At 34.1% G+C, this 22,514-nt stretch carries 14 protein-coding genes; 6 read left to right on the forward strand and 8 right to left on the reverse strand.

Annotated features, from left to right (window positions below; translation table 11 throughout):
- Nucleotides 1-128: 128 nt before the first annotated feature.
- The 3 genes from NBRC110019_RS10095 to NBRC110019_RS10105 all read right to left on the reverse strand — a co-directional run bounded on the left by NBRC110019_RS10095 (nt 129) and on the right by NBRC110019_RS10105 (nt 4,581).
- Nucleotides 129-2,003, reverse strand: coding sequence for a M1 family metallopeptidase (locus NBRC110019_RS10095; RefSeq protein ID WP_281754532.1), 1,875 nt, complete (start codon nt 2,001-2,003; stop codon nt 129-131).
- 78 nt (nt 2,004-2,081) lie between these two features.
- Nucleotides 2,082-3,704 carry a S8 family peptidase gene (locus NBRC110019_RS10100; protein ID WP_281754533.1) on the reverse strand — a complete coding sequence of 541 codons (1,623 nt, stop codon included), beginning with the start codon at nt 3,702-3,704 and terminating at the stop codon, nt 2,082-2,084.
- Between the two features lie 16 nt (nt 3,705-3,720).
- Nucleotides 3,721-4,581 carry an MBL fold metallo-hydrolase gene (locus NBRC110019_RS10105; RefSeq protein ID WP_281754534.1) on the reverse strand — a complete coding sequence of 287 codons (861 nt, stop codon included), beginning with the start codon at nt 4,579-4,581 and terminating at the stop codon, nt 3,721-3,723.
- 634 nt (nt 4,582-5,215) lie between these two features.
- On the opposite strand from NBRC110019_RS10105, the gene NBRC110019_RS10110 reads away from it, so the two are divergent.
- The 4 genes from NBRC110019_RS10110 (at nt 5,216) to NBRC110019_RS10125 (ending at nt 8,613) form a co-directional block, all read left to right on the forward strand.
- On the forward strand, nt 5,216-7,444 hold the full coding sequence (locus NBRC110019_RS10110; protein ID WP_281754535.1) for a phage tail family protein: 2,229 nt from the start codon (nt 5,216-5,218) through the stop codon (nt 7,442-7,444).
- An 11-nt stretch (nt 7,445-7,455) separates the two neighbouring features.
- Entirely contained in the window at nt 7,456-7,791 is a 336-nt protein-coding gene (locus tag NBRC110019_RS10115) for a hypothetical protein (protein WP_281754536.1), read from the forward strand.
- A 77-nt stretch (nt 7,792-7,868) separates the two neighbouring features.
- Complete coding sequence (locus NBRC110019_RS10120) at nt 7,869-8,201, forward strand: hypothetical protein (RefSeq protein ID WP_281754537.1); 333 nt, start codon at nt 7,869-7,871, stop codon at nt 8,199-8,201.
- Between the two features lie 76 nt (nt 8,202-8,277).
- Complete coding sequence (locus NBRC110019_RS10125; protein ID WP_281754538.1) at nt 8,278-8,613, forward strand: hypothetical protein; 336 nt, start codon at nt 8,278-8,280, stop codon at nt 8,611-8,613.
- A 19-nt stretch (nt 8,614-8,632) separates the two neighbouring features.
- Here the strand turns inward: NBRC110019_RS10125 and NBRC110019_RS10130 are convergent, their stop codons facing one another.
- Together NBRC110019_RS10130 and NBRC110019_RS10135 are read right to left on the reverse strand one after the other, a co-directional pair.
- The gene (locus NBRC110019_RS10130; protein WP_281754540.1) at nt 8,633-10,864 is read right to left on the reverse strand and encodes a SulP family inorganic anion transporter; all 2,232 of its coding nucleotides are present in this window, start codon (nt 10,862-10,864) and stop codon (nt 8,633-8,635) included.
- 3 nt (nt 10,865-10,867) lie between these two features.
- Nucleotides 10,868-11,713 carry a universal stress protein gene (locus NBRC110019_RS10135; RefSeq protein WP_281754542.1) on the reverse strand — a complete coding sequence of 282 codons (846 nt, stop codon included), beginning with the start codon at nt 11,711-11,713 and terminating at the stop codon, nt 10,868-10,870.
- A gap of 205 nt (nt 11,714-11,918) precedes the next feature.
- Between NBRC110019_RS10135 and NBRC110019_RS10140 the strand changes: the two genes are divergently transcribed.
- A complete protein-coding gene (locus NBRC110019_RS10140) occupies nt 11,919-13,751 on the forward strand; it encodes a cation:proton antiporter (RefSeq protein WP_281754543.1) in 1,833 nt (610 codons plus the stop codon).
- A gap of 394 nt (nt 13,752-14,145) precedes the next feature.
- Here NBRC110019_RS10140 and NBRC110019_RS10145 read toward each other — a convergent pair whose 3' ends face one another.
- The 3 genes from NBRC110019_RS10145 to lepA all read right to left on the reverse strand — a co-directional run bounded on the left by NBRC110019_RS10145 (nt 14,146) and on the right by lepA (nt 19,631).
- Nucleotides 14,146-15,966 (reverse strand): cytochrome c peroxidase, encoded by a 1,821-nt coding sequence (locus NBRC110019_RS10145; RefSeq protein ID WP_281754545.1) that lies wholly within the window; start codon nt 15,964-15,966, stop codon nt 14,146-14,148.
- Nucleotides 15,967-16,037: 71 nt separating this feature from the next.
- Nucleotides 16,038-17,570, reverse strand: a complete 1,533-nt coding sequence (locus NBRC110019_RS10150; protein ID WP_281754546.1) for a PhoX family protein — start codon at nt 17,568-17,570, stop codon at nt 16,038-16,040.
- Nucleotides 17,571-17,834: 264 nt separating this feature from the next.
- On the reverse strand, nt 17,835-19,631 hold the full coding sequence (gene lepA / locus NBRC110019_RS10155) for a translation elongation factor 4 (RefSeq protein ID WP_281754547.1): 1,797 nt from the start codon (nt 19,629-19,631) through the stop codon (nt 17,835-17,837).
- A gap of 146 nt (nt 19,632-19,777) precedes the next feature.
- On the opposite strand from lepA, the gene NBRC110019_RS10160 reads away from it, so the two are divergent.
- Nucleotides 19,778-22,153, forward strand: a complete 2,376-nt coding sequence (locus NBRC110019_RS10160; protein ID WP_281754548.1) for a TonB-dependent receptor domain-containing protein — start codon at nt 19,778-19,780, stop codon at nt 22,151-22,153.
- The last annotated feature ends 361 nt before the right edge of the window (nt 22,154-22,514 follow it).

Here is a 22,514-nt window from a genome sequence, read left to right on the forward strand (position 1 = left end):
TTTTTTTAGTAGGTAAATGAAAATTAAAAACGTTACACAGATTTTGTAAAAATATCAATTAATAACAAAAAAAGGAGGCTGTATTTTTTAAAATACAGCCTCCTTTTATTTTAAAAAATAAGCAGTCCTTATTGTGCCGGATATTTATTGTTAGCAAGTTTAATATCTGCCATTAGTCCTGAAGGATCTATGGTAATGGTTTTTATTTCAGCCATTGGTTTGTTTATGGTTACATCATAGGTTGGGAAAGCCCAAGGCCAATCTGCTAATTCTGTTTTCTTAAAATCATACGGATTTGCTTTTCCGGCTCTCATCATACGTAACGGAATATAGAAATATTCAGAAGTACCATCGGTATATTCTACCACTACATCTATAGGCATTGGCATTAAACCAATTCTTTCTAAAGTAACCACAGTGCTGGTAGTATCTTCAGAAGCTTTTACTTCCTTAATACCGTAATCTATAGTGTTGTTAGTTTCAATCCAATCGGTTAAATACCAGTGTAATTGTGCTCCTGAAACTTTCTCTGCGGTTCTTATAAAATCGTTAGGTGTTGGGTGTTTAAATTTAAAATCGTCGTAGTATTTTTTCAATGTTTCCATTAGCTTCTCCTCTCCTATTACGTATTCTAATTGCGAAAGGAAAATTTTACCTTTTACATATGCATTAATAGAGTATGCAAAGTTGTATTCGTATCTGTCTCCATGTGTTGCTGCAGTTTGCGCTTTACCAGAATTTACTAAATAATAGTAGCTTCTATAAGAACCAAAAGGTTTAGCATTTTTGTTTCCTTTTACATAAGCGCTTGCTAAGGCAGAAATAAAAGAAGTAAACCCTTCATCCATCCATGGGTGTTCAGATTCGTTTGTAGCTAAAATATGTTGAAACCAAGTGTGCGCCATTTCATGGGCAGTAGTACCAAATAAATCGTTGTAATCTTCACCACCTGTAATTAAGGTACACTGAGCGTATTCCATACCACCATCTCCACCTTGAATGATAGAGTATTGATCCCATGGGTACGGACCAATATGAGTACTATAGTACTCCATAAGTTCCGCAGCCTTTGGTTGTATTTGTGTCCATGCAGCTTTTACTTTCTTATCATCTTTAAATAAGAAGTGCATAGTAATACCGTTTTTAGTTTTTAATGAGTTGTGAATATATTCTGGGTCTGCAGCCCAAGTAAAATCATGTACCTGATTAGCTACAAAATGCCATGTATTGGTTTTACCTCTTCTTTTTACTTTGGTTCCAGGGGTTTCATACCCATACCCTATCTTGTCTCCGTTTTGTAGGTTACCGGTACCTCCTAAAATATAATCTTTATCTATGGTAATTTTCACATCAAAATTTCCCCAAACACCATGAAATTCTCTTGCAATATATGGGTCGGCATGCCATCCTTCAAAATCGTACTCAGCCATTTTTGGGTACCATTGTGTCATTGATAGTGCTACCCCATCGGCATTGTTTCTACCCGACCGTCTGATTTGTACCGGTACCTGACCGTCAAATTTCATTTTAAAAGTAGCTTTAGCTCCCGGTAGAATAGGCTCTGCTAAGGTAACCTCTAAGATGGTTCCGGTAACCTTGTAAGTTACATTAGTACCGTCTTGCTTTAACGACTTTATTTTAATGTATCCAATCTCTTCTGGGGTAAGTTTAGAAATTCTACTCTCATATATTGGGTTATCTTTAGTCCCTAAGTTGTTTACCATTCTACTATCCGGATCTGCAATATTTTGCAACCTGATATCCATTTCACTTCCTGGTTGAAAAGCATTAAAATACAAATGGTAAAAAACTTTGTCTAATGCGTCTGGAGAATTATTAGAATAAACCAACGTTTGTTCTCCTTTGTATTGGTAGTTTTCTACATCCATTTTAATCTCCATAGTATAGTCAACATGTTGTTGCCAGTAGCAAGAACTTTGAGCATAAAGGCTAAAAGAAATAATAGCTAACAGGCAACTAAGGCTAAAGCTTAATTTTTTCATATAAATAATTTAGTGAGTTAAAAAAAAACCGCTTTTAAAAATATAAAAGCGGTTTAAAGATTGCAAAAAATCTTACAATTATAATTTTGTCTTACCTGCATCTACTTGAGCAGCCAGAATAAGTGCGTTGTATGCGTTTACAATTTTACCACTTTTACAAAGGTCGGCAAAGTTTGCAGTATCCTCAGGATTACCTCCAATGTATACTTTTTTGTTAATTGCTAAACCAGACTGCATAAGAATTTGTTTAACCTCTGCAGCTTTTAATTTAGGAAAATAAGAACGTATTAAGGCAGCTACACCTGCAGTAGCAGGAGATGCCATAGAAGTTCCTTGTAAGAACTTATATTTATTACCAGGAATGGTAGCGTAAATTTTCACACCAGGAGAAAATACATCTACATTATGCTTACCATAGTTAGAGAATGTAGCAGGTAATTCTGGTCCGTACTTATAGTTTAACGCACCAATGGTAATAAAATTATCAGACATTTCAGGTCCTGTACCAATAGCATCAGCAGGGTATACACTTACTTTATCTAAGTCATATGTATCGTTACCGGCAGCATTTACAATTAATACATCGTGTTCACCCGCATATTTAATAGCATCGTAAACCCACTGAGCATGAGGAGAAAATGCTTTACCAAAACTAGTGTTAATTACTTTAGCACCGTTATCTACCGCATATCTAATACCTAATGCAATATCTTTATCGTACTCGTCACCGTTTGGTACTGCTCTAACAGCCATAATAGCTACGTTGTTAGCAACCCCATTCATACCAATACCATTGTCTCTTTGAGCGGCAATAATACCAGCAACGTGTGTACCGTGTAAAGCCTCATCTGGCTCTGGCCCAACTACATTGTTGTTACCATATTTGTTATCTTCAAAGTTATTAGGATCGTCTCCTAAAACACCTCTTGCATCAAACTCTAAATTTAGGTTATATTCTAATTGATCTGTAAAATGTTCAACTCCTCCTTGAATATCTTCAATTAAAGCAGGAATGTTATCAGAATAAGCAAACATTTGTCCTAATAAGCCAACACTTTGTTTAACCTCAGGAGTTTCTGCTTCCATACTCATAACCTCTTCTTTGGTATAGTCTTCTTTTCCTAATTTTTCAGAAACAATACCATGAGCATTTTTAACAGCCATTACTAATTGCTCGTAACGCTCTTTACTTTGTTTTGCATTTTGATAATCTTCATCAAATGCTTTTTTAGCAGCTTTATATTGCTCAGACCCATCATCACCAGCCTTAACAATACGAGTCATTTCTAAGTTTTCATCAACAATATCACCTAAGAAGTTCCATCCGTGAACGTCATCAATGTATCCGTTTTTATCATCATCAATTCCGTTACCTGGAATTTCGTCTTCGTTTGTCCAAACAACATTTTTAAGATCTTCATGCTCAATATCAACACCAGAATCTACCACACCCACAATTACTTTAGTAGGAGTAAGGTCTTTTACAAGTTCATAAGCTTTATTAACACTCATTCCAGGAATGGTATCAGCTACTAGATCTAAATGCATCCAGTTTTCTAATTGCTCTTCAGTTAATTCTGCTTTTTTCTCAGTTACACCACTAATGTCTGTAATTGGAGTAGCAACAATTTTTGGGGCACCACAACTTGCTAGCATCAAAGCAGCTGCTGCAGTTATTGTAATTGGTTTAACTATTTTCATTATATATTATGTAATGTTAATTAAAAATTTCCTCAAAAGTATAAATATCCTTCAATCTAACACCTCTTTCAGTATGTTTTACCGTACAAATTTCGTTATGCGCATCGTGTTCTAGCAAAATATAGTACTCATTTTCTACTGCTTTATTTAAAAAGGTAGCTTTTTCATCCATTGTTAATAACGGGCGGGTATCATAACCCATAACGTACGGTAACGGAATATGTCCAACAGTTGGTAGTAAGTCGGCAGCAAAAACTAAGGTTTTCCCTTGGTAGTTAAAATGCGGTAACATTTGCTTATCGGTATGCCCGTCTGCAAATAGGATATCAAAACCTAGTTCACTGTTTTCCAGAAAATCACCGGTAGGATTGGTAATAAAGTTTAATTGACCACTTTCTTCCATAGGTAGAATGTTTTCTTTTAAAAAGGAAGCTTTTTCGCGGGGGTTTGGTTTTATAGCCCATTGCCAATGGTCTTTATTGGTCCAGAATCTTGCATTTTTAAAAGCAGGTTCATATCCGGTACGGTCTTTATTCCATTGTATACTACCACCGCAATGGTCAAAATGAAGATGCGTCATAAAAACGTCGGTGATATCATCTCGGTGAAAACCATGTTTTTGTAATGAGCCATCTAAGGTATGGTCTCCAAACATATAGTAATATCCAAAGAATTTTTCACTTTGTTTGTTCCCCATTCCTGTATCAATAAGAATAAGTCGGTCACCATCTTCTACAAGTAAACAACGGGCTGCCATATCAATCATATTGTTGGCATCTGCCGGATTGGTTTTGTTCCAAATAGATTTTGGTACAACACCAAACATAGCACCCCCGTCTAACTTAAAGTTTCCGGTTTCTATGGTATATAGTTTCATAGGAAATAACTGATTAATAAATAATTGAAGAATTTGAAATTTTGAATAAAAAAACAATGCAAAGTAAAAAATAACGAATAAATAATAGGTGTTTTTATGATTTTATTAAGAAATGAAATTATAGAGTTGAGTTGTTAGCTATGCAAAAGTCTAATATTAATAAATCTTATTTGTTTCATTATTAATAAAAGAGTATGTTTGTACTTCATTATATTTCAGAAACCGATATAGTTCTTCAAATACGAGATTTCATAAATTTAATTTTTCTTTTTAATTTATAGTAAACAGATTTTATGTTTACCTATTATCATCATTGTTTCTTATTAGATTTGGGAAAGTAGTTTACCCATAATCTAAATTAAAACATAATTCTTATAAATGCTTCATGAGCTTGTCCTAAAGTAGTTTACTCGATAATCGAGATTAAATGCTCTGAGACTTGTTTCTAAATTAAAACGTAATTCTTATAAATGCTTTATGGGCTTGCCCTAAAGTAGTTTACTATGGATATTTCTTAGTGCTTCACTTTTTAACTAAGAGCAGAGATATGGGAAGTATATCGAACACGATGGGTTATAGCAGCCCATTTAACAAAAATCAAAGTGTAATTTTAAGGGGAGAAACAGTCAGAGGAATGACTAATGTGAACCCCCTACTTACACAAAAATTTTCAGACAGGTCTGTGCAGTCTATAAACAACCTGTATTTTCCGGACGGAAAGGTATATAGTTCGAACAATCAACCTATAAATATTATTACAGATGTTGGATCTTCTGTAAAGGTTGATGATTTTTTAAAATTTGATGTTTATTATGATTACAATAGGGACAAAGAGTTTTCTGAAACAGATAAATTGGCTTACACACTTTACATTTTTATATCAAAAGATGGAAATAAAGTAAAGGAGGCTTATGAGTCTACTAAACCGGGAGATGATGAAATTATTTTATTTCTAGAAGATAACGAGAGTGACTTTTTATCGGAAGCTGTTATGTACGGTAGAGCATCTGCTAACATTGTAAAAAATCATCAAAGTTTACGTAATGGAAACTCTAGTTTCTACAACTTTTTAGAGAATAATGAATATTATAAGATTTCTCATGATAAGGTATTTGAGTTACTTACAAAAGGGTATATTGAGGATACTACAATAGCAACTTCTTTTGTGGAGGGAACGTGCTTCATGTTAAATCTTATTAGCCTACCCGTTAAAGGATTAGGTTGGGTTCTTGAAAAAATAGGGGAAGGAGTAGATCTGCTTAAGATTGAGGATAAGTTTTGGGATACAGAAAGTGAAGAGTATGTATTTAGCGAAGATAATCTGATAAATTTTTTGACGGTAGATGATGACACCATAAATGAAATAAAATCGATTACTGAATCTTTAAAGAATGACCCCGAAAGGTTTGAATGGAATGATTTGATTCCCGGATTTGTAGTAAAAATTACAAAAGCTATTGTTGATAAAATTGTTGGATTAATTGAAAATTATAATGCATATATAGCCAAGTTTATTAATGAACTTTACAAATCTGAAACGTTTAAAAGTTTTACTGAAACAGCAAAAAAAAACTATTTACAAGAAGTAATAGCTTTGCGTTGTGGTATTTATAATGGTTTGGTAGATTTTATTTCTTCAACGATTAAGTTTGCGGGTAGTTATTTACAAACGCCTAGTAATATATTTAGTAGCTGGGAAGAAATAAAAGAAACCATTGATAATTTTATTAATGCTATAAGTACTATTAATTGGGAAGAAGTAAGTACAATTTTTAAAGGGTTTTATGAAAAAATAAAATCGTATTTTAAAAAAAATGAGGCGGGTGATTATAACTGGGTTCGTATAGCATATGTTTCGGGATTTGGGATTGCATTTATTGCTACTTTTTTTGTGCCGTATGCCAATATAGCAAAAATTGGAACCATAGGTACAATAACAAGTAAAGTACAAACCTTAACTGCCGACCTTGTACAAACTTTAAACAAGGTTTTTGTTAAAGCTACAACTGCTATTGGGCAAAAAACAGCACAAGGGTTTAAAGCTTTTTTAAAAATGCTGCAAAAGCTTGGAGAACTGTTTGCTAAAGGAGGCAAAAAGTTAAAGCAATTATTAGATGGTGTTTGGGAAACAATCTCTAAATGGTTTTTAAAAGGGAAAGAAGAGTTTGAAACCTTGGTAAGCAAAGCAAAAAAGCTTCTAAAAAGGAAACCCAAAAAAGATGCACTGTATAGAGATATTTATAAAAAATTAATTATACCTGGTAAGGAGGGTATGGTATCTGTGCGTTACTTTAATAAGGTTGCAAAAGAAACAGCAGAAATTTTTGAAACAGCTTTGCATTTAGTAGATAGGAATAGTGAAGAATTTAACACACTTTTTAAAAGGTGGTATAAAAATCCTATACATGGAGTATTTCACCAATCTACTTTTTTAAACAAAAGGTATAAGCTAGTATTAGAAGGACCCGCAATTTACTTTTTTCAAGGAGTAAGTGGTGCTATTGTTAATGGGGAACGATTGGTTTTTAAGATAACCTATTATACCTTGCAGCATGAATTGCTACATTTAAAGCTTTGGTATAAAATGACAAGAGAGTTTCCTGAGTTAAAAAAGTTATATGATAAAATACCAAGATGGTTGCATGAGGCAGATGTAATTGGTGAAATACTTAAACAAAATGCCCACCGTAAAGGAAAATGGCTTAACGAAGATATAATAAACGATGTAAATGCATTAAATGGAATATTAGAGAATAATACAAAATATAGGAAACAAGCAAAAAAAATGTTTGGAAAGGAACAATTTAACAAGGATGATTTTAAAAATTGGGATTTAAGCAAATATTTAGATAAATTAGATTAAACTTTATTAGAATGAACCATACAGAAGCAGAAATAATAGCCATAGTAAAAAAATTGATGGCAGATTTAGATATTGAATATTTAGAAGATATACCATTTGAAATACGAGTACTAAAAGATAGAAAAAAGTCTTATACCAAAAGAATAGACATGGAAACCGCTTGGGGTGTTGGAGTATCTGTACCATCTGCTGATTGGAGGGATGAAGATGGTACCATATCAATTAATATAGACGATGCTACAGGTGAAATAGAAAGTTATCTATTTTTTTCGGCTGGTCGGCCTATACCTTGTTACGCACGTCTTAATGAAGAAGGTGAATATAGGTTAATACCAATAGGTAATTAGTATATACACCCCAACCTTTTTATGAATAGGTTGGGGTTTGTTTTATATATTAGTGTTATAAAACATTTAACAAATAAATGAACCATACAGAAGCAGAAATAATAGCCATAGTAAAAAAATTGATGGCAGATTTAGATATTGAATATTTAGAAGATATACCATTTGAAATACAAGTAGAAAAAGATATAAAAAAGTCTTATACCAAAAGAATAGACATGGAAACCGCTTGGGGTGTTGGAGTATCTGTACCATTTCATAAGAAGTATGAAGATGGTACTATAGGAATTACTATAGACGATGCCACAGGTGAAATAGAAGGTTATCTATTTTTTTCGGCTGGTCGACCTATACCTTGTTACGCACGTCTTAATGAAGAAGGTACATATAGGTTAATACCAATAGGTAATTAGCATATACACCCCAACCTTTTTATGAATAGGTTGGGGTTTGTTTTATATATTAGTGTTATAAACATTTAACAAATAAATGAACCATACAGAAGCAGAAATAATAGCCATAGTAAAAAAATTGATGGCAGATTTAGATATTGAATATTTAGAAGATATACCATTTGAAATACGAGTACTAAAAGATAGAAAAAAGTCTTATACCAAAAGAATAGACATGGAAACCGCTTGGGGTGTTGGAGTATCTGTACCATCTGCTGATTGGAGGGATGAAGATGGTACCATAGCAATTACTATAGACGATGCTACAGGTGAAATAGAAGGTTATCTATTTTTTTCGGCTGGTCGACCTATACCTTGTTGCGCACGTCTTAATGAAGAAGGTACATATAGGTTAATACCAATAGGTAATTAGTATATACACCCCAACCTTTTTATGAATAGGTATGAACCGTTTCTTCAATACAAACCTTTAATCGTTTTCCGTAATCTAATAATGCTTTTAACTCTTTTATACTGGCAAGACGCTCTTTTTTAAAAATTAAAATGCCTTTACCATTAGACTCAATATGGTAGTATGGGTTACTTTCAAAAAACTGCACTAATTCATCTGAGAAGAAGTTCTGAATATCTGTAATATTTTCTCCTTTTAAATAGAAGCGTTTTGAGAAGTCTTCATAAGCTTCAATATTTATATCTTTAAAACCTGCAAGTGCATACGCTTTTTCTATAAAACCTTCTTTGTCAAGTGTAAAATCGGGAATATGGGATTGGGGTTTAATAAGTAACATGGTAGATCGAATGACCTCCTTGGCAATAAATTCACCTTCAGAATATTCTACATCAAACAAATGAATACCGGTTTCTATATTAGAAAGTTGGTTATAAATATGATTAACGGTTTTTGTATTAAAATACGTAAAGTGCTCTAAAAATTCAACTTCTTTTCGCTTACGGGAATAATAGTTAAGTAAATATCGCGGAGCAATTTCTTTGAGCTGGTTTTGACGCTTAGTAAAATTAACGTCTCGTAACATTTTAGCTACCGGAATAACCCTGCGTAAAGCAAACGGATGTGGGGTATCGGAGTTGTGCATGTCTAATCCGTTAATCTCAAAATTACCCCCCTTTTTAGTAAACATATCCTGGTAATTATTTAAACTTTCCATTGCGGTATGGTCTACAAACTCACACATAGAAAAATCTAGTATAACATCGGCTGTTTCCGGAATATCGGCTAATTTATTTTTTAGTTTATAGTAATTTAAAAACGTACAAAAGTGCTTAACGCTTATAAAATAACTATCTTCTTTGTCTTCTTCACCATCTTCTTCTTTAAACATTAAAACATTGGGCACAAACACATACCTAAAAAAGAAGATAAAGTTTCTTTTAATAATCATGTGCATAAGTAGGGTTACCAATGCCCCTATAAGAATTCCTGAAATTAACCCTACGGTAAGGGTAATAATTAGGGTTGTCATAAAAATGATAATCTGCTCTTTACCAATTAATAGTATTTGCTTTGCTTTTATAGGTGATGCCAGTTTATACCCTGTAAATACTAATATAGCCATTAGAGCAGGCAAGGGGATACGGGTTAACTGTGTACTAAACAGCGCAATAAATATGATTAGAAAAAAAGCATGGAAAAAATTAGAAGACCTGTTGGTACCACCGTTGTTTACATTTACAGAACTACGAGCAATAACGGTTACCACATTTAAACCTCCTAAAAAACCGCTTATAATGGTAGCCAAACCTAAGGCTTTAATGTCTCGGTTTACATTAGATCTTCTTTTTAAAGGATCTAGTTTGTCTACTGCTTTAATACTTAATAACGATTCTACACTGGCTATAAGCGTTAATGAGATTACACTATCCCAAAATAAAAAACCATTTATATGCGAAAAGTCGGGGAGTTTCACATCGGCTATAATTTGTTCTACATTCGGAATACCCGAAATCATATAATCAGGATGTATGACATTGGGTGTTCCTAAAATTAATTCACAATAGTAACTGAACGATATAGACAGAATAACAATCCACATAGGCGCAGGAACCAATTGCAAATACTTGTTTCTAAGTTTTGGGTACACAATCATAATCCCTAGACTAATTACCCCTGCAATTGCTGCATAGTGTAATCCTATATCCTGATGATTGAAACTTTGAAAAATGGTATGTGGTATTTCTAGTAAATATTCCAGATTGCTATCTCTTACAATTTTATGGCCTAGCATAATATGAAATTGCTTTCCTAAAATAATAAGTCCAATAGCGGCTAACATGCCTTGTATAGCCGATGACGGAAAAAAGTCGGCCACTTTTCCTAAACGCAAAAAACCAAGAAGCAATAATAACCCACCCGACACTGCAATGGCGGCATAAGCACCTTCTAATTGTAAGGTAGCAATAGCCATAATAATAACACCAACCAATCCGTTACCGGGGCCAGTAATGGTTACATTACTTCCTCCAAAAATTGACACGATAACACCCCCTACAATAGCAGTAATAATACCTGAAATAGGAGGGGCGTCGCTAGCCATAGCAAGTCCTAACCCTAAGGGTAGCGCAATTAAGCTTACCACAAAACCAGAGAATATGTTTTTGGGTAAGGCTTTTAAAAATATGTGTATACCTTTTTCTTTCGGATTCATGTATTAAACAACTAGCACATCGGTTGGTAATTCTCTTAATATGTATTCTAGGTCATGGGTAAAAAAACGATCCCAAAAGGAGGTGTGGTTACTACCATTCATTACAAGTAGATCGGCACGCATTAGTTGTGCATAATGCCCAATAGAATAGCCTCTTCTTCCAAAGATAGACTGTGTTTTTACCCGAATGTTTTTCTTGTAATCTTCTGGTATCTGGGTTACTATTTTTTTAACTCTAGATTCTTCTCTCAGGCGTAAACGCTCTTTTACAATAGTTGCTTTTCTTAGTGTTTTATCGTCTTCTACTTTTACTTGTACCTTTTGCTGACTAATTTCTTCTACAATGGTAATTTTTCTAGCCTCTAGTTTATGACTCACATAAAACGAGGTAGCAATAGTAGCTTCTGTTTTGGGACTGCTTAAACCATTAACCACTATATTTTTACAGGGCACCCTTTCTACCGAGGGTTTTATTAAAAGCAATACAGAGCACGATGCAGATCGGGTAATTTTTCGGGCTATAGAACCTACATAATACTTTACCAATTTTTCTCGTTGTAACGCTCCTAATACCAGAAGGTCAATTTTCTTTACTTTAATGGCATTTAATATAACTTCTACCGGATCTCCTAATTCATATACCACTTTATATTCTAAATGCAGCTCTTTAAAAGGGGCAATAATTTCTTTTAGGGTAACTTCTTTTTGTGTAGTTCTATTACCAACATGTATTAATACTAAGCGGGCATTAAAACACAATGCCAACCGTGCCGCTTCATAAATGTTAGCTTTAAGGTTGGGGGAAAATGCAATCCCGATTCCTATTGTATTATAATGTGTAGTAATCAATATTTACAATATAGTTTATGTTATTTGTGAATATACTATAATTTTCCAAAAAATAATTATCTTAAACGTGATAATGATGGAATTTAATTATATAATTTTTTAACAATAGAATAATCCGAAGCCCTTATTTTAGTAAATTGCTTTTTGGTGAGTCGATGAAGTATTTAATCTCGATTATTGAATAAACTTAACCTTGTTTTGAAATATGTTAGCACTAGCAGGAATTGTTATACTTGGAATTTTAGCGCAATGGGTGGCCTGGAGATTAAAGCTGCCTGCAATTTTACCACTTATTTTAATAGGACTTTGTGTGGGGCCAATTTCTACCTACTTTACTCCTGATGGAGGAAAATGGTTAGAACCTACCTGGAATGGTAAAGAGGGGCTTTTTCCGGGAGAACGTATGTTTAATTTTGTATCGCTTGCCATTAGTGTAATTCTTTTTGAGGGCGGACTAACCCTTAAGCGTTCTGAAATTTTAAACGTTGGTTCCGTAATTATTAAGTTAATTACCATAGGTAGTGTTATTACATTTTTTGGAGCAGGGGTGGCGTCTCATTTTATTTTTGGTTTAACCTGGCCCATTGCCTTTTTATTTGCTTCTTTAATTATTGTAACCGGCCCAACAGTAATTACACCCATTTTACGAAATATACCTTTAAAGAAAGATGTGTCTGCTGTACTTAAGTGGGAAGGTATTTTAATTGATCCTATTGGGGCATTGGTTGCAGTATTGGTATATGAGTTTATTAGTGTGGATGCAGGAGGCGAATTTACCCAAAAGGCTTTAGAGGAGTTTGGTAAAATTGTGGTTATTGGGGGTTCGTTTGGTTTTTCTGCGGCTTACTTGTTATACTTTTTTATTAAAAAGAATTGGATACCTCATTACCTTATGAATGTGGTAGCACTGTCGGCTGTTTTAGGGGTTTTTGTATTGTCTGATCAGTTTGCGCATGAATCTGGTTTATTGGCAGTGGTGGTAATGGGAATGGTTTTAGGAAACATCAACCTTCCTAATTTAAAAGATATTCTGTACTTTAAAGAGTCGTTAAGTGTACTACTGATTTCGATACTGTTTATTCTACTGGCAGCTAATATTAATATGTCCGATTTAGAGTTAATCTACAATTGGAATACCGCTATATTATTTGCTGTGATTGTATTTGCTATAAGGCCATTAGGTGTATTTATAAGTACTATGGGCTCTAACTTAAAAATAAATGAGAAAATGTTTATAAGTTGGGTTGGACCACGTGGTATTGTAGCTGCGGGTATTGCTTCGTTGTTTGGTTTAAAATTGGTGATGATAGGGGAAAATGGGGCTGAGTATATTACACCATTGGTGTTTGTAATTGTACTGGGTACGGTATTATTAAACGCTACCACGGCACGTTTGTTTGCCAGAGTATCAGGGGTATTTTTAAAAAATTCTAACGGAATTGTAATTGTAGGGGCTTCTCATGTATGCCGACTGATTGCTAAATATTTGGTTAAAAATAATCGACATGTGGTGTTGGTAGATAGTAACCCAGATAATGTAGAACGCTCTTTAGAAATGGGAATAGAAGCAGCTGAGGTTAATATTTTTACAGACGATCTTACTGCTAATATTGAGTTTAATAACATAGGGTACTTGTTAGCTTTAACGGCAAGTGATGAGGTAAACAAGTATACGCTAAATAAGTTTCAAAAGTACCTGGGAGAAAATGGATCTTTTCGTTTAATATCGTCTGATGAAATAGGGCAGGATGATCTTCCTTTAGAGCAGATATTCTCTCAGCATGACGATTTTATAAATTTGAGTGAGGTAGCTAGAGACTATCCTAATGTAAATGAATTGAATCTAGAATCTAAAGATCACTACGTGAAAGAGGTAACCCGATTGAATGATGAAATAAAAACAATTCCGTTATTTATTAAAGATTATGATGGGGTATTACACATTATAGCGTCATTAGATGCCAACTTTGGTATAGAAGAAGGCTATAAACTGGTGTATTTAGGAAAGCCAATGGAATTATTAAATCCTGCGAGTTAAAGAAAAAGTATATTTTCATAAAGAGTAAACTACCTTGGGGCAAGCCCACGAAGCATTTAATCTCAATTATTGAGTAAAAAAAGCTATTCAAAATATAAAAGTGTGTAAGGGCAAAAAAAGTGCAATGAATTTAAGATTTTTTGAATAGCTTTTTTATGAGCCATTAATTTATAAAAAAACATAGAATTTTTATACAAGTTTCTTTAAATATTTCATATTTGACTTTGCAGTATCTATAGCTTCTGAGATTTCCCCTGTTTTGTTATCTAAAGAAATATTAAAATGTGAAGATTCGTTTTTATGGGTGGTAATTAAATTTTAAAAACGAACAATTAGGCAATTAAAAAAGCCAACCCCAAAGGAGTTGGCTTCTTAAAAATGTGGTTGTGTTTATTTAATACGTACCTTCTATTTGTGTGTCGGTAAGTGTTTTCATAAAAGCTATAATGGCTTTTTGTTCTTCTTCAGTAAGTTGTAAATTATCAAACGGCAAGGTTTGGTGTGGTAGGTCAAAACCTAGTCCGCCGCCGCCGCCTTTATTATAAAAATCTACTACTTGTTCTAAGGTAGTATATACTCCGTTATGCATGTATGGGCCGGTAAGCTCGACATTACGTACTGTAGGTGTTTTAAACATGCCTTTGTGTATAGCTACCTTATAGTACCAGTAAAAACCAGTATCATCATCTAGTTGTTTGTTTTCTGCTGTTTCTGGCACTCCAATTACTTCCTTCTCCGTATCGTTGAAAAATGGAGGTACCGTACCATTGGTTAGTGGTATAAAGTGGCAGGTAGCACATAAAGCTTTTCCAGTAAACAGGTTAAAACCTAATTGTTCTTCTTTGGTATAAGTGTTCTCTTCAGAACGTATGTTTTTATCAAACTTAGAATTAAAAGTATTTAGCGTACTTAAATACGCTGATAAGGCTTTAATAACTACCGTGTTTTTATTAGGAACGCTACCATAGGCTTTTTCAAAAAGCTTTATATAGGTAGTATCTTTTAGAAGATCATTAGAAAATTTGTGTACCTGTGTATTAAACTCGTCTTTGTTTTTAAATACCGAAGTAATTTGGTCGGCAATAGTTTCCGATCTTCCATCAAGGAAAAAGCGTTTCTGGTAAATGGAGTTTATAAGGGTGGGTGCATTGCGTTGCAATGCTTTTCCTTTGTTACCAATGGTAAGGGTTTTACCGTCGGTATATGCTAATTCAGGAAGGTGACAAGTAACACAACTCATAGTTTTTGTAGACGAAAGGTTTTCGTCATAAAACAATTTTTCACCTAGTTCTATTTGTTCTTTGGTTGGTTTTCGGTTGTTAGAAGGTAAAAAATATGCTGTATTAAAACTGTTGTTTTCAAAAAAGGTAGGCGCATCAAAATTAAACGGATAATCCTGACTACCATTCCAAAGTTCACTTGTTTTACGAATAGCAACCCAATTGCGGGTAATCGGATTCATATAATCTCTGATGAACGTAAATCGGTCAAATTCAGCAAAGTTAGTATGCTCCTTAAGGTAAGTAACAGCATTTTTAATGTGTTCTTTAAACTCGGCATCTAAGGCTTTGTTTTTTTCTAGTATTGTTAGTTGAATGGTTTGTGAATACACATATTCTAAAGAAGTTAATGAAACAGCTGCTTCATTAAGTCCTATAGTACTCACCGGGGTATCAAATCCGGTAATAGAAAATGAGATAATACGTAATAATTGTTGATGGGTTGCCACAAAAAAGCGTTTAGGAGTAAGCTCTCTTTTTGCTATGTTTTTATGTAACACCCTCATTAATCCCATAGCCACATTAATTTCTTCTGTAAAGGTTTCAGGAGCTGTTTCTCCTTCATAGATACCTTCTTCAATTTTTTGAAGCCCGATGGGAGCCATTACTCTATTATTATCATCCTGGAAAACAGGAAGTGCAGGGCCATTGGTTTTATGCCCTACTTCAGGATTAAGATAAGAAGCATAAGGCTCGGCTTTTTTAAAATATAAGCGCGCTTCGGTAAATAGCTGTTTACTGTTATCTGCCGTTGCACCTACTTTTTTTAAAGCATCTAGTTTAGTAATAGCACTATCTATATTTTGTAAATAGTAGTGTTGTGCAGTTTGCCATCCGTCTTTCGGAGTTATTGTTTCATAGGTAGGTTTTTCTTGTTTACAAGAGGCAAGAAACAATAGTGTTAAAAAAGAAAAAAGTAAAACTCTGTACGTCATAATCCTGAGATATTTAAAAGCAAGAAACCCCTGCATAGGTATGCAGAGGTTTTTTATAAAAAGTTACTACCTTATCTAGGTAAGTTTTGTAAAACAACAATTTGAGAAGCCTGATCGTCTTCGTAGAAAGCAGAATTATCGTGACCATCTAAGTTTTTGAAGTCATCACTTTCCCAATAGTGAGGCTGAACAGCTAAGATAAATGTTCCGGCAACACCAACTTTATCAGAAACGTCGATTAATGAACCAAATTCACCACTGTAACCAGTACTGTTGTTAGGATCTAAATCTTGACGAATAACGATTTCTAATAATTTACTAATGTTGTTACCGTTTATATCACTTTGATAAATGTAAGATGGGTGCCCTTTGCTAAAAGAGTTAGGATCTTCTTGGATGTAGATAAAGTTCTCAGTAACACAAATGTTATCAGGACTTTGAAGCTCATCTAAGTTACCATCCATATTATTAGTAGTAGTGTTACCACTAATAATTTGCTTAAGTGTACCTTCTAATGGGTTGCTAGGATCTAAAACTAATTTGTAAACAGTTCCCCAGTCATTGTAAGTACCTTGTCCAGGACCTCTACCAGTTACGTTAAAGTAAACGTTTCTTCCGTTATCATCACTACCTTTTTGGTAATCAACATCTTCAACTCTCATAAACTGAGTAGCTAATACGTTGTTACAAGCAGATTCAACTTCACTTTTAGTCATAGAAGCGGCGTTTGTAAGTTCAACAAACTCTACAGCATATTCAACACCAAAGTCAAAGTTACCTTCGTTGTATTGAGTAGCAGTATCAACATTCATAACACTACCAGAACCGTTAGAAACTTCTTTAGTTTTTAAAACGTATACTTTACCATTATCTAAATCAGCATCACCGTTTTCAGAAAGGTACATAACTACCTGTCCTTGAGATCCGCTTGAATCATCATCACCACCAATGATTACAGTTTTACCAGAAAAAGCACCTTGAGGAAGTGGCACCGCATTTTCCCAAGAAAACTCACCTAAAGCGTCTAAACCGTAGTCTGCAGTAGGATTAGGAGAAGTATTCCAAGGATCGATTCCTTTAACATCGTAATTGATACTTTCAGAAGCAGATAAGAACAAATCAGAACTACCACCGTGGATATCAGCTTCCCACATAGTAGCAGAACACTGACGAGCGTAATCTGCAACACCAGAGTTTAATAAATAATCACCAGCTATTGGGTTAAAATATTTGTCTAAACGGATACGAGCAACAGCGTAGCTATCTTCACAGTTTACAACGTAGATGTATTCATCTTCGTCTTTTAAGAAACCGGCACCATCAGCAGAACCTGCTAATTGGAAGTTGCTATCGCCAATAACATCAGGAGTACTAATTAAAGAATATGCTTTTACATAGTTGAACTGAGGAGCCATAGAAACTAAAGGCTCAACAGAAGATTTGTTTTCGAACATTGTTTGTTCTGCAGTGTAGTCTTGTCCGTCTGAACCATCGGCACCGTCGGCACCATTAATACCGTCTTTTCCGTCTTCCGCACAAGAAGCGAAAAGTGCTACTGCAGATGCAGCAACGAATAATTTTGTGAAATTTCTTGAGATTTTCATTGTTTGAGTAATTAAGTGTTTTGATGTTTCCAAAAGTATCTGGTAAAACTTAAAGGCTTTTTAAGCTATTGTTGTTAATATTTTAAGGAACTATTTCTTTACTATTACCCAAATTAAATTTGTATTAATGTTGAAAAAACGTACAAAATATAGAACTATTAATAGTATATTAAGGTTATTTAGAATTAATCTTAATTAAGCAACATAAGAGCATAAAAAAGCCGGAGGTTCAACTCCGGCTTCAATATATTATCAATTGTTGTGCTAATCGTTAAGTTTAAGAACGGCCATAAACGCTTGTTGAGGTATTTCTACATTACCTACCTGACGCATACGCTTTTTACCTTTCTTCTGTTTCTCTAACAGTTTACGTTTACGAGAAATATCACCACCATAACATTTAGCAGTTACATCTTTTCTAAGTGCCTTAATGGTTTCTCTAGAAATAATTTTAGCTCCAATAGCTGCCTGAATTGGAATATCAAATTGTTGACGAGGTATCAATTCTCTTAATTTCTCACACATTTTTTTACCAATGTTATAAGCATTGTCTGCGTGAATTAATGCAGAAAGAGCATCTACACTTTGCGCATTAATAAGTACGTCTACACGTACTAGCTTAGAAGCTCGCATACCAATAGGGCTATAATCAAAAGAAGCATATCCTTTAGAAACCGTTTTTAAACGATCGTAAAAATCAAATACAATTTCTGCTAGAGGCATGTCAAATGTTAATTCAACACGTTCTGGTGTTAAATAAGTTTGGTTTGTAATTTGTCCACGCTTTTCAATACATAAACTCATTACAGGCCCTACAAAGTCAGCCTTGGTAATAATGGTAGCCTTAATATAAGGTTCTTCCACACGATCCATAATAGTTGGGTCGGGCATATCGGAAGGATTATTTACAATAATAATATCGTCTGGATCCTTTTTAGTATAGGAATGGTAACTTACGTTGGGCACTGTGGTAATAACAGTCATGTCAAATTCACGTTCCAAACGTTCTTGAACAATTTCTAGGTGTAACATACCTAAAAAACCACAACGGAAACCAAAACCAAGAGCGGCAGAACTTTCTGGTGTAAATACCAATGAAGCATCGTTCAATTGTAATTTTTCCATAGAAGCTCTTAATTCTTCATAATCCTCTGTATCTACCGGATAAATACCTGCAAATACCATAGGTTTTACGTTTTCAAAACCTCCAATCATATTTTTTGTAGGTTCAGCAGCATCTGTAATGGTATCTCCCACTTTCACCTCTCTGGCATCTTTAATACCCGTAATAAGGTATCCTACATCGCCAGCAGAAATTACTTTTTTAGGGTCTTGTTTTAGTTTTAAAATACCTACTTCATCAGCAAAATAGGTCTTTTGGGTTGCCATAAATTTAATTTTCTGATTTTTATGGATTTCCCCATTAATAACTCTAAAATAGGTTTCTACCCCACGAAACGGGTTGTAAACAGAGTCAAAGATAAGTGCCTGTAATGGTTCGTCTATAGTTCCTTTTGGAGCCGGAATACGTTCGATAATAGCCGATAGAATTTCTTCAATACCAATACCTGTTTTAGCAGAGGCAGGAATAACTTCATCCGAGTCACAACCTAAAAGATCTACAATATCATCGGTTACTTCTTCAGGGCTTGCACTAGGAAGGTCTACTTTATTAAGTACGGGGATAATCTCAAGATCATTTTCTAACGCTAAATACAGGTTAGAGATGGTTTGTGCCTGAATACTTTGAGCAGCATCAACTACTAATAGGGCACCTTCACAAGCAGCAATAGAACGGGAAACTTCGTAACTAAAATCTACGTGACCAGGGGTATCTATAAGGTTTAAAACGTATTGTTCTCCTTTATAGGTATACTCCATTTGAATGGCGTGACTCTTAATGGTAATACCACGTTCACGCTCTAAATCCATATTATCTAACAGCTGATCTTGTTTTTCTCTTTCGGTTACAGCCCCTGTAAAATCTAATAACCTATCTGCCAACGTACTCTTACCGTGATCAATATGTGCTATAATACAAAAGTTACGAATATGCTTCATGCTTCCTTAATTGCTTTCTTATCAATTTGCAAATATAATGGATTTACTAGGCTATTGGGTAGTTATGTGTAGATTTGTTTGCTAGTAAGAAAAAAATGATATATTTGTTAATAATTTGTTAACACCAACCAAGCGATATTGAACCGATGAAGTCTTATTTTGTGATTTCAACTCTTTTTTTATTTTGTTCCCCCACGATAGCTCAAAATTTTAAGATATCGGGTTCGGTTATTGATAGTACGAATGCCCCTATTGTCTATGCAACGGTGCTACTTAAAGACAGTGAAAACGACGTTGTAGGTAGTATTGCTACAAATGAAGGAGGAACATTTGAATTTACCAATATTACTGAAGGAACCTACACCATACACTGTTCATTTATCGGATTTACCAATTATGAGAAGCATATAGAAGTAAGTGGTAATGTAACACTTAACAATATTGTACTGCAGTCAAAGTCTTTGAGCCTGGATGAGGTTACTGTAAATGCTAAAATGCCTACGGTAAAACGATTATCTGATCGTACGGTTTTTAATGTTGCCAATACTTCGTTAACCAGTGGTAGTACCTGGAGCGTATTAAAACAAACGCCGCGTATTATTGTAATGAATAACCAACTTATGGTAAAAGGGCAGCAACCTACTATTTATATAAACGATAGGAAGGTACATTTAACCTCGTCTGAATTACAACAATTATTAGAAAGTACGCCCGCAACGTCTATACAATCGGTTGAGGTAATTACCAATCCGTCTGCTAAATACGATGCCGAAGATGCTATTGTTGTAAACATTAAAATGAGTAAAATCCTTATAACTGGGTATAATGGTACGGTTTCCGGAAATTACACACAGGGTATTTATCCTAAGTATAGTTTTAATACGGCTCATTTTTATAAGAATGACAAATTAAATATGTATGTAAGCTATGGTTATACTAAAAAGAAAGAAGACCGTATTACTTCTGAGTTTATTCAGTTTTATGAGAATAATGAAGAAAACGGATATTGGAATTCGAATATTGATTTAGATACCTGGCACGAAGACCATTCAGTAACTACTAATATAGACTACGATCTTAGCACTAAGAGCCGTTTAATTTTTAGTGCCAATGCATTGTACAATCCGTATTGGAAACGTACTACAAAAAGTAAGATAATAGCTTATAATCAGACTAGTGCTATTGACTCTACCTTTAATTCGTTAAATACAACGCTAGATAATAAAACAAATGTAGCCTTAAATTTAGGGTACGATTATGATAGTAATGGGCAATCGCTTTCTATATTGGCGCATTACACGTATTATAATTATGAACGAGCACAAGATGTAGCTACAAATTATTTTTCGGCAACCAATGCGTTATTAAATACTAATGCTATTAATTCGACCTCTAAACAGGGGATAGATATTTTTACCGGACAAGTAGATTACGAACTCCCTTTACCAAAAGATGTTGCGTTAATTTTTGGTGCTAAAGCAGGTATTATTAGCACCAATAGTAATTTGGTACAACAGGGGACAGTTGTAGATAATGCGTATACATTTGATTATGAAGAGGACAATATTGCGGGGTATGCTAGTGTTTCTAAAAACTATACCAAATGGAGTTTACGAGTGGGTATACGATTAGAATATACAGATGCTACAGGTACAGCAGCCAATACAACCGATACTAACAGCTTTAATTACCTTAAGTGGTTTCCATCTGCGAGTGTTTCGTATGATCCGTCAAAAAATCATAGTTTTTCATTGTCTTATAAAAAGAGTATTACCAGACCCTCATATAAGCGTTTAAACCCGTTTCGTTTTTATTTAAGCGATAATAGTTTTGTTATGGGTAACGCATCATTAATACCGGCTGTTAAGCATTATACGAGTATAGACTACACATATAAACATGCATATACGGTATCGTTGTTTTATAAGCATATTAGTAACCCAATGTCTGAGTTAAGTTTTCAAGAGAACGAAACTCGTAAGATGAAGTACGTAGCCGATAATTTAGACAAGGCAGCATCGTATGGTTTAGACTTGTATATAAACAAGCCTATTTCTAAAAAATGGTATTTGTATTTTGAGTCGTCTACGTTTTATAATAAGTTACAATTTTTTGCGGTGGAGAATGAAAATCAGTTGTTAGACAATAACCGTTGGATAGGTTGGGTTTTCTTAGGGAACTATTTTAATTTATTAAAAGACAACTCGCTGTTGTTAGATGTCACCTACCAATATGTGTTACCATCTAACGATGCGAATGCCGAGGTAACGGCACGTAGTGTTTTCTCAGTATCTATGAGCAAAAAATTATGGGACAATAGAGCTCGAATTAGTTTACAGGCAAACGATATTTTTAACGGACAAATTTTTACCAGTACTACCCAATATCTAAATCAGTACAACGCGTACCGAAGCCGATTTGAAAGCCGAACTATTTTACTAGGATTTACCTATAAGTTTGGTAATTATAGACTACGCAATAATAAGAAAACTATCGACGTAGAAGAACGCGATAGATTATAGTAAATAGCCCAAATACTTAACCTTCGATGGTTCCCAACACCTGTAATTTTAATTAATTACAGGTGTTTTTTTACTTAATAATTGAGATTAAATGCGCTGAGAGTTGTTGCGGAGTATGCTGTTTGTTTTTATATTAAAAAACTTATAGTTATTTAAATATAAAATACGGATTTCCGTAGTTTAAATACTGTTTAAATATAGTTAAATAGAAATTCTTTATGAAATAAAAGAATTTTATTTTTATACATTGTTGTAATTTGTATTAAGGCCTTTATTACAGATACTAAAATATAGTATTAAACCCGTTGTGCATTTATAAAAAGTTGTGCAAACTGCTAAAATGCAGTAAATTGTAGTAACC

The organism is Neptunitalea chrysea (assembly GCF_027924145.1).
GTDB classification, from domain to species: domain Bacteria; phylum Bacteroidota; class Bacteroidia; order Flavobacteriales; family Flavobacteriaceae; genus Neptunitalea; species Neptunitalea chrysea.

Coding starts and splice junctions, on each gene's coding strand:
- NBRC110019_RS10095 (WP_281754532.1), bottom strand. CDS start 2,003: ATGAAAAAATTAAGCTTTAGCCTTAGTTGCCTGTTAGCTATTATTTCT.
- NBRC110019_RS10140 (WP_281754543.1), top strand. CDS start 11,919: ATGTTAGCACTAGCAGGAATTGTTATACTTGGAATTTTAGCGCAATGG.
- NBRC110019_RS10125 (WP_281754538.1), top strand. CDS start 8,278: ATGAACCATACAGAAGCAGAAATAATAGCCATAGTAAAAAAATTGATG.
- NBRC110019_RS10145 (WP_281754545.1), bottom strand. CDS start 15,966: ATGACGTACAGAGTTTTACTTTTTTCTTTTTTAACACTATTGTTTCTT.
- NBRC110019_RS10120 (WP_281754537.1), top strand. CDS start 7,869: ATGAACCATACAGAAGCAGAAATAATAGCCATAGTAAAAAAATTGATG.
- NBRC110019_RS10130 (WP_281754540.1), bottom strand. CDS start 10,864: ATGAATCCGAAAGAAAAAGGTATACACATATTTTTAAAAGCCTTACCC.
- NBRC110019_RS10105 (WP_281754534.1), bottom strand. CDS start 4,581: ATGAAACTATATACCATAGAAACCGGAAACTTTAAGTTAGACGGGGGT.
- NBRC110019_RS10100 (WP_281754533.1), bottom strand. CDS start 3,704: ATGAAAATAGTTAAACCAATTACAATAACTGCAGCAGCTGCTTTGATG.
- NBRC110019_RS10115 (WP_281754536.1), top strand. CDS start 7,456: ATGAACCATACAGAAGCAGAAATAATAGCCATAGTAAAAAAATTGATG.
- NBRC110019_RS10160 (WP_281754548.1), top strand. CDS start 19,778: ATGAAGTCTTATTTTGTGATTTCAACTCTTTTTTTATTTTGTTCCCCC.
- lepA (WP_281754547.1), bottom strand. CDS start 19,631: ATGAAGCATATTCGTAACTTTTGTATTATAGCACATATTGATCACGGT.
- NBRC110019_RS10150 (WP_281754546.1), bottom strand. CDS start 17,570: ATGAAAATCTCAAGAAATTTCACAAAATTATTCGTTGCTGCATCTGCA.
- NBRC110019_RS10110 (WP_281754535.1), top strand. CDS start 5,216: ATGACTAATGTGAACCCCCTACTTACACAAAAATTTTCAGACAGGTCT.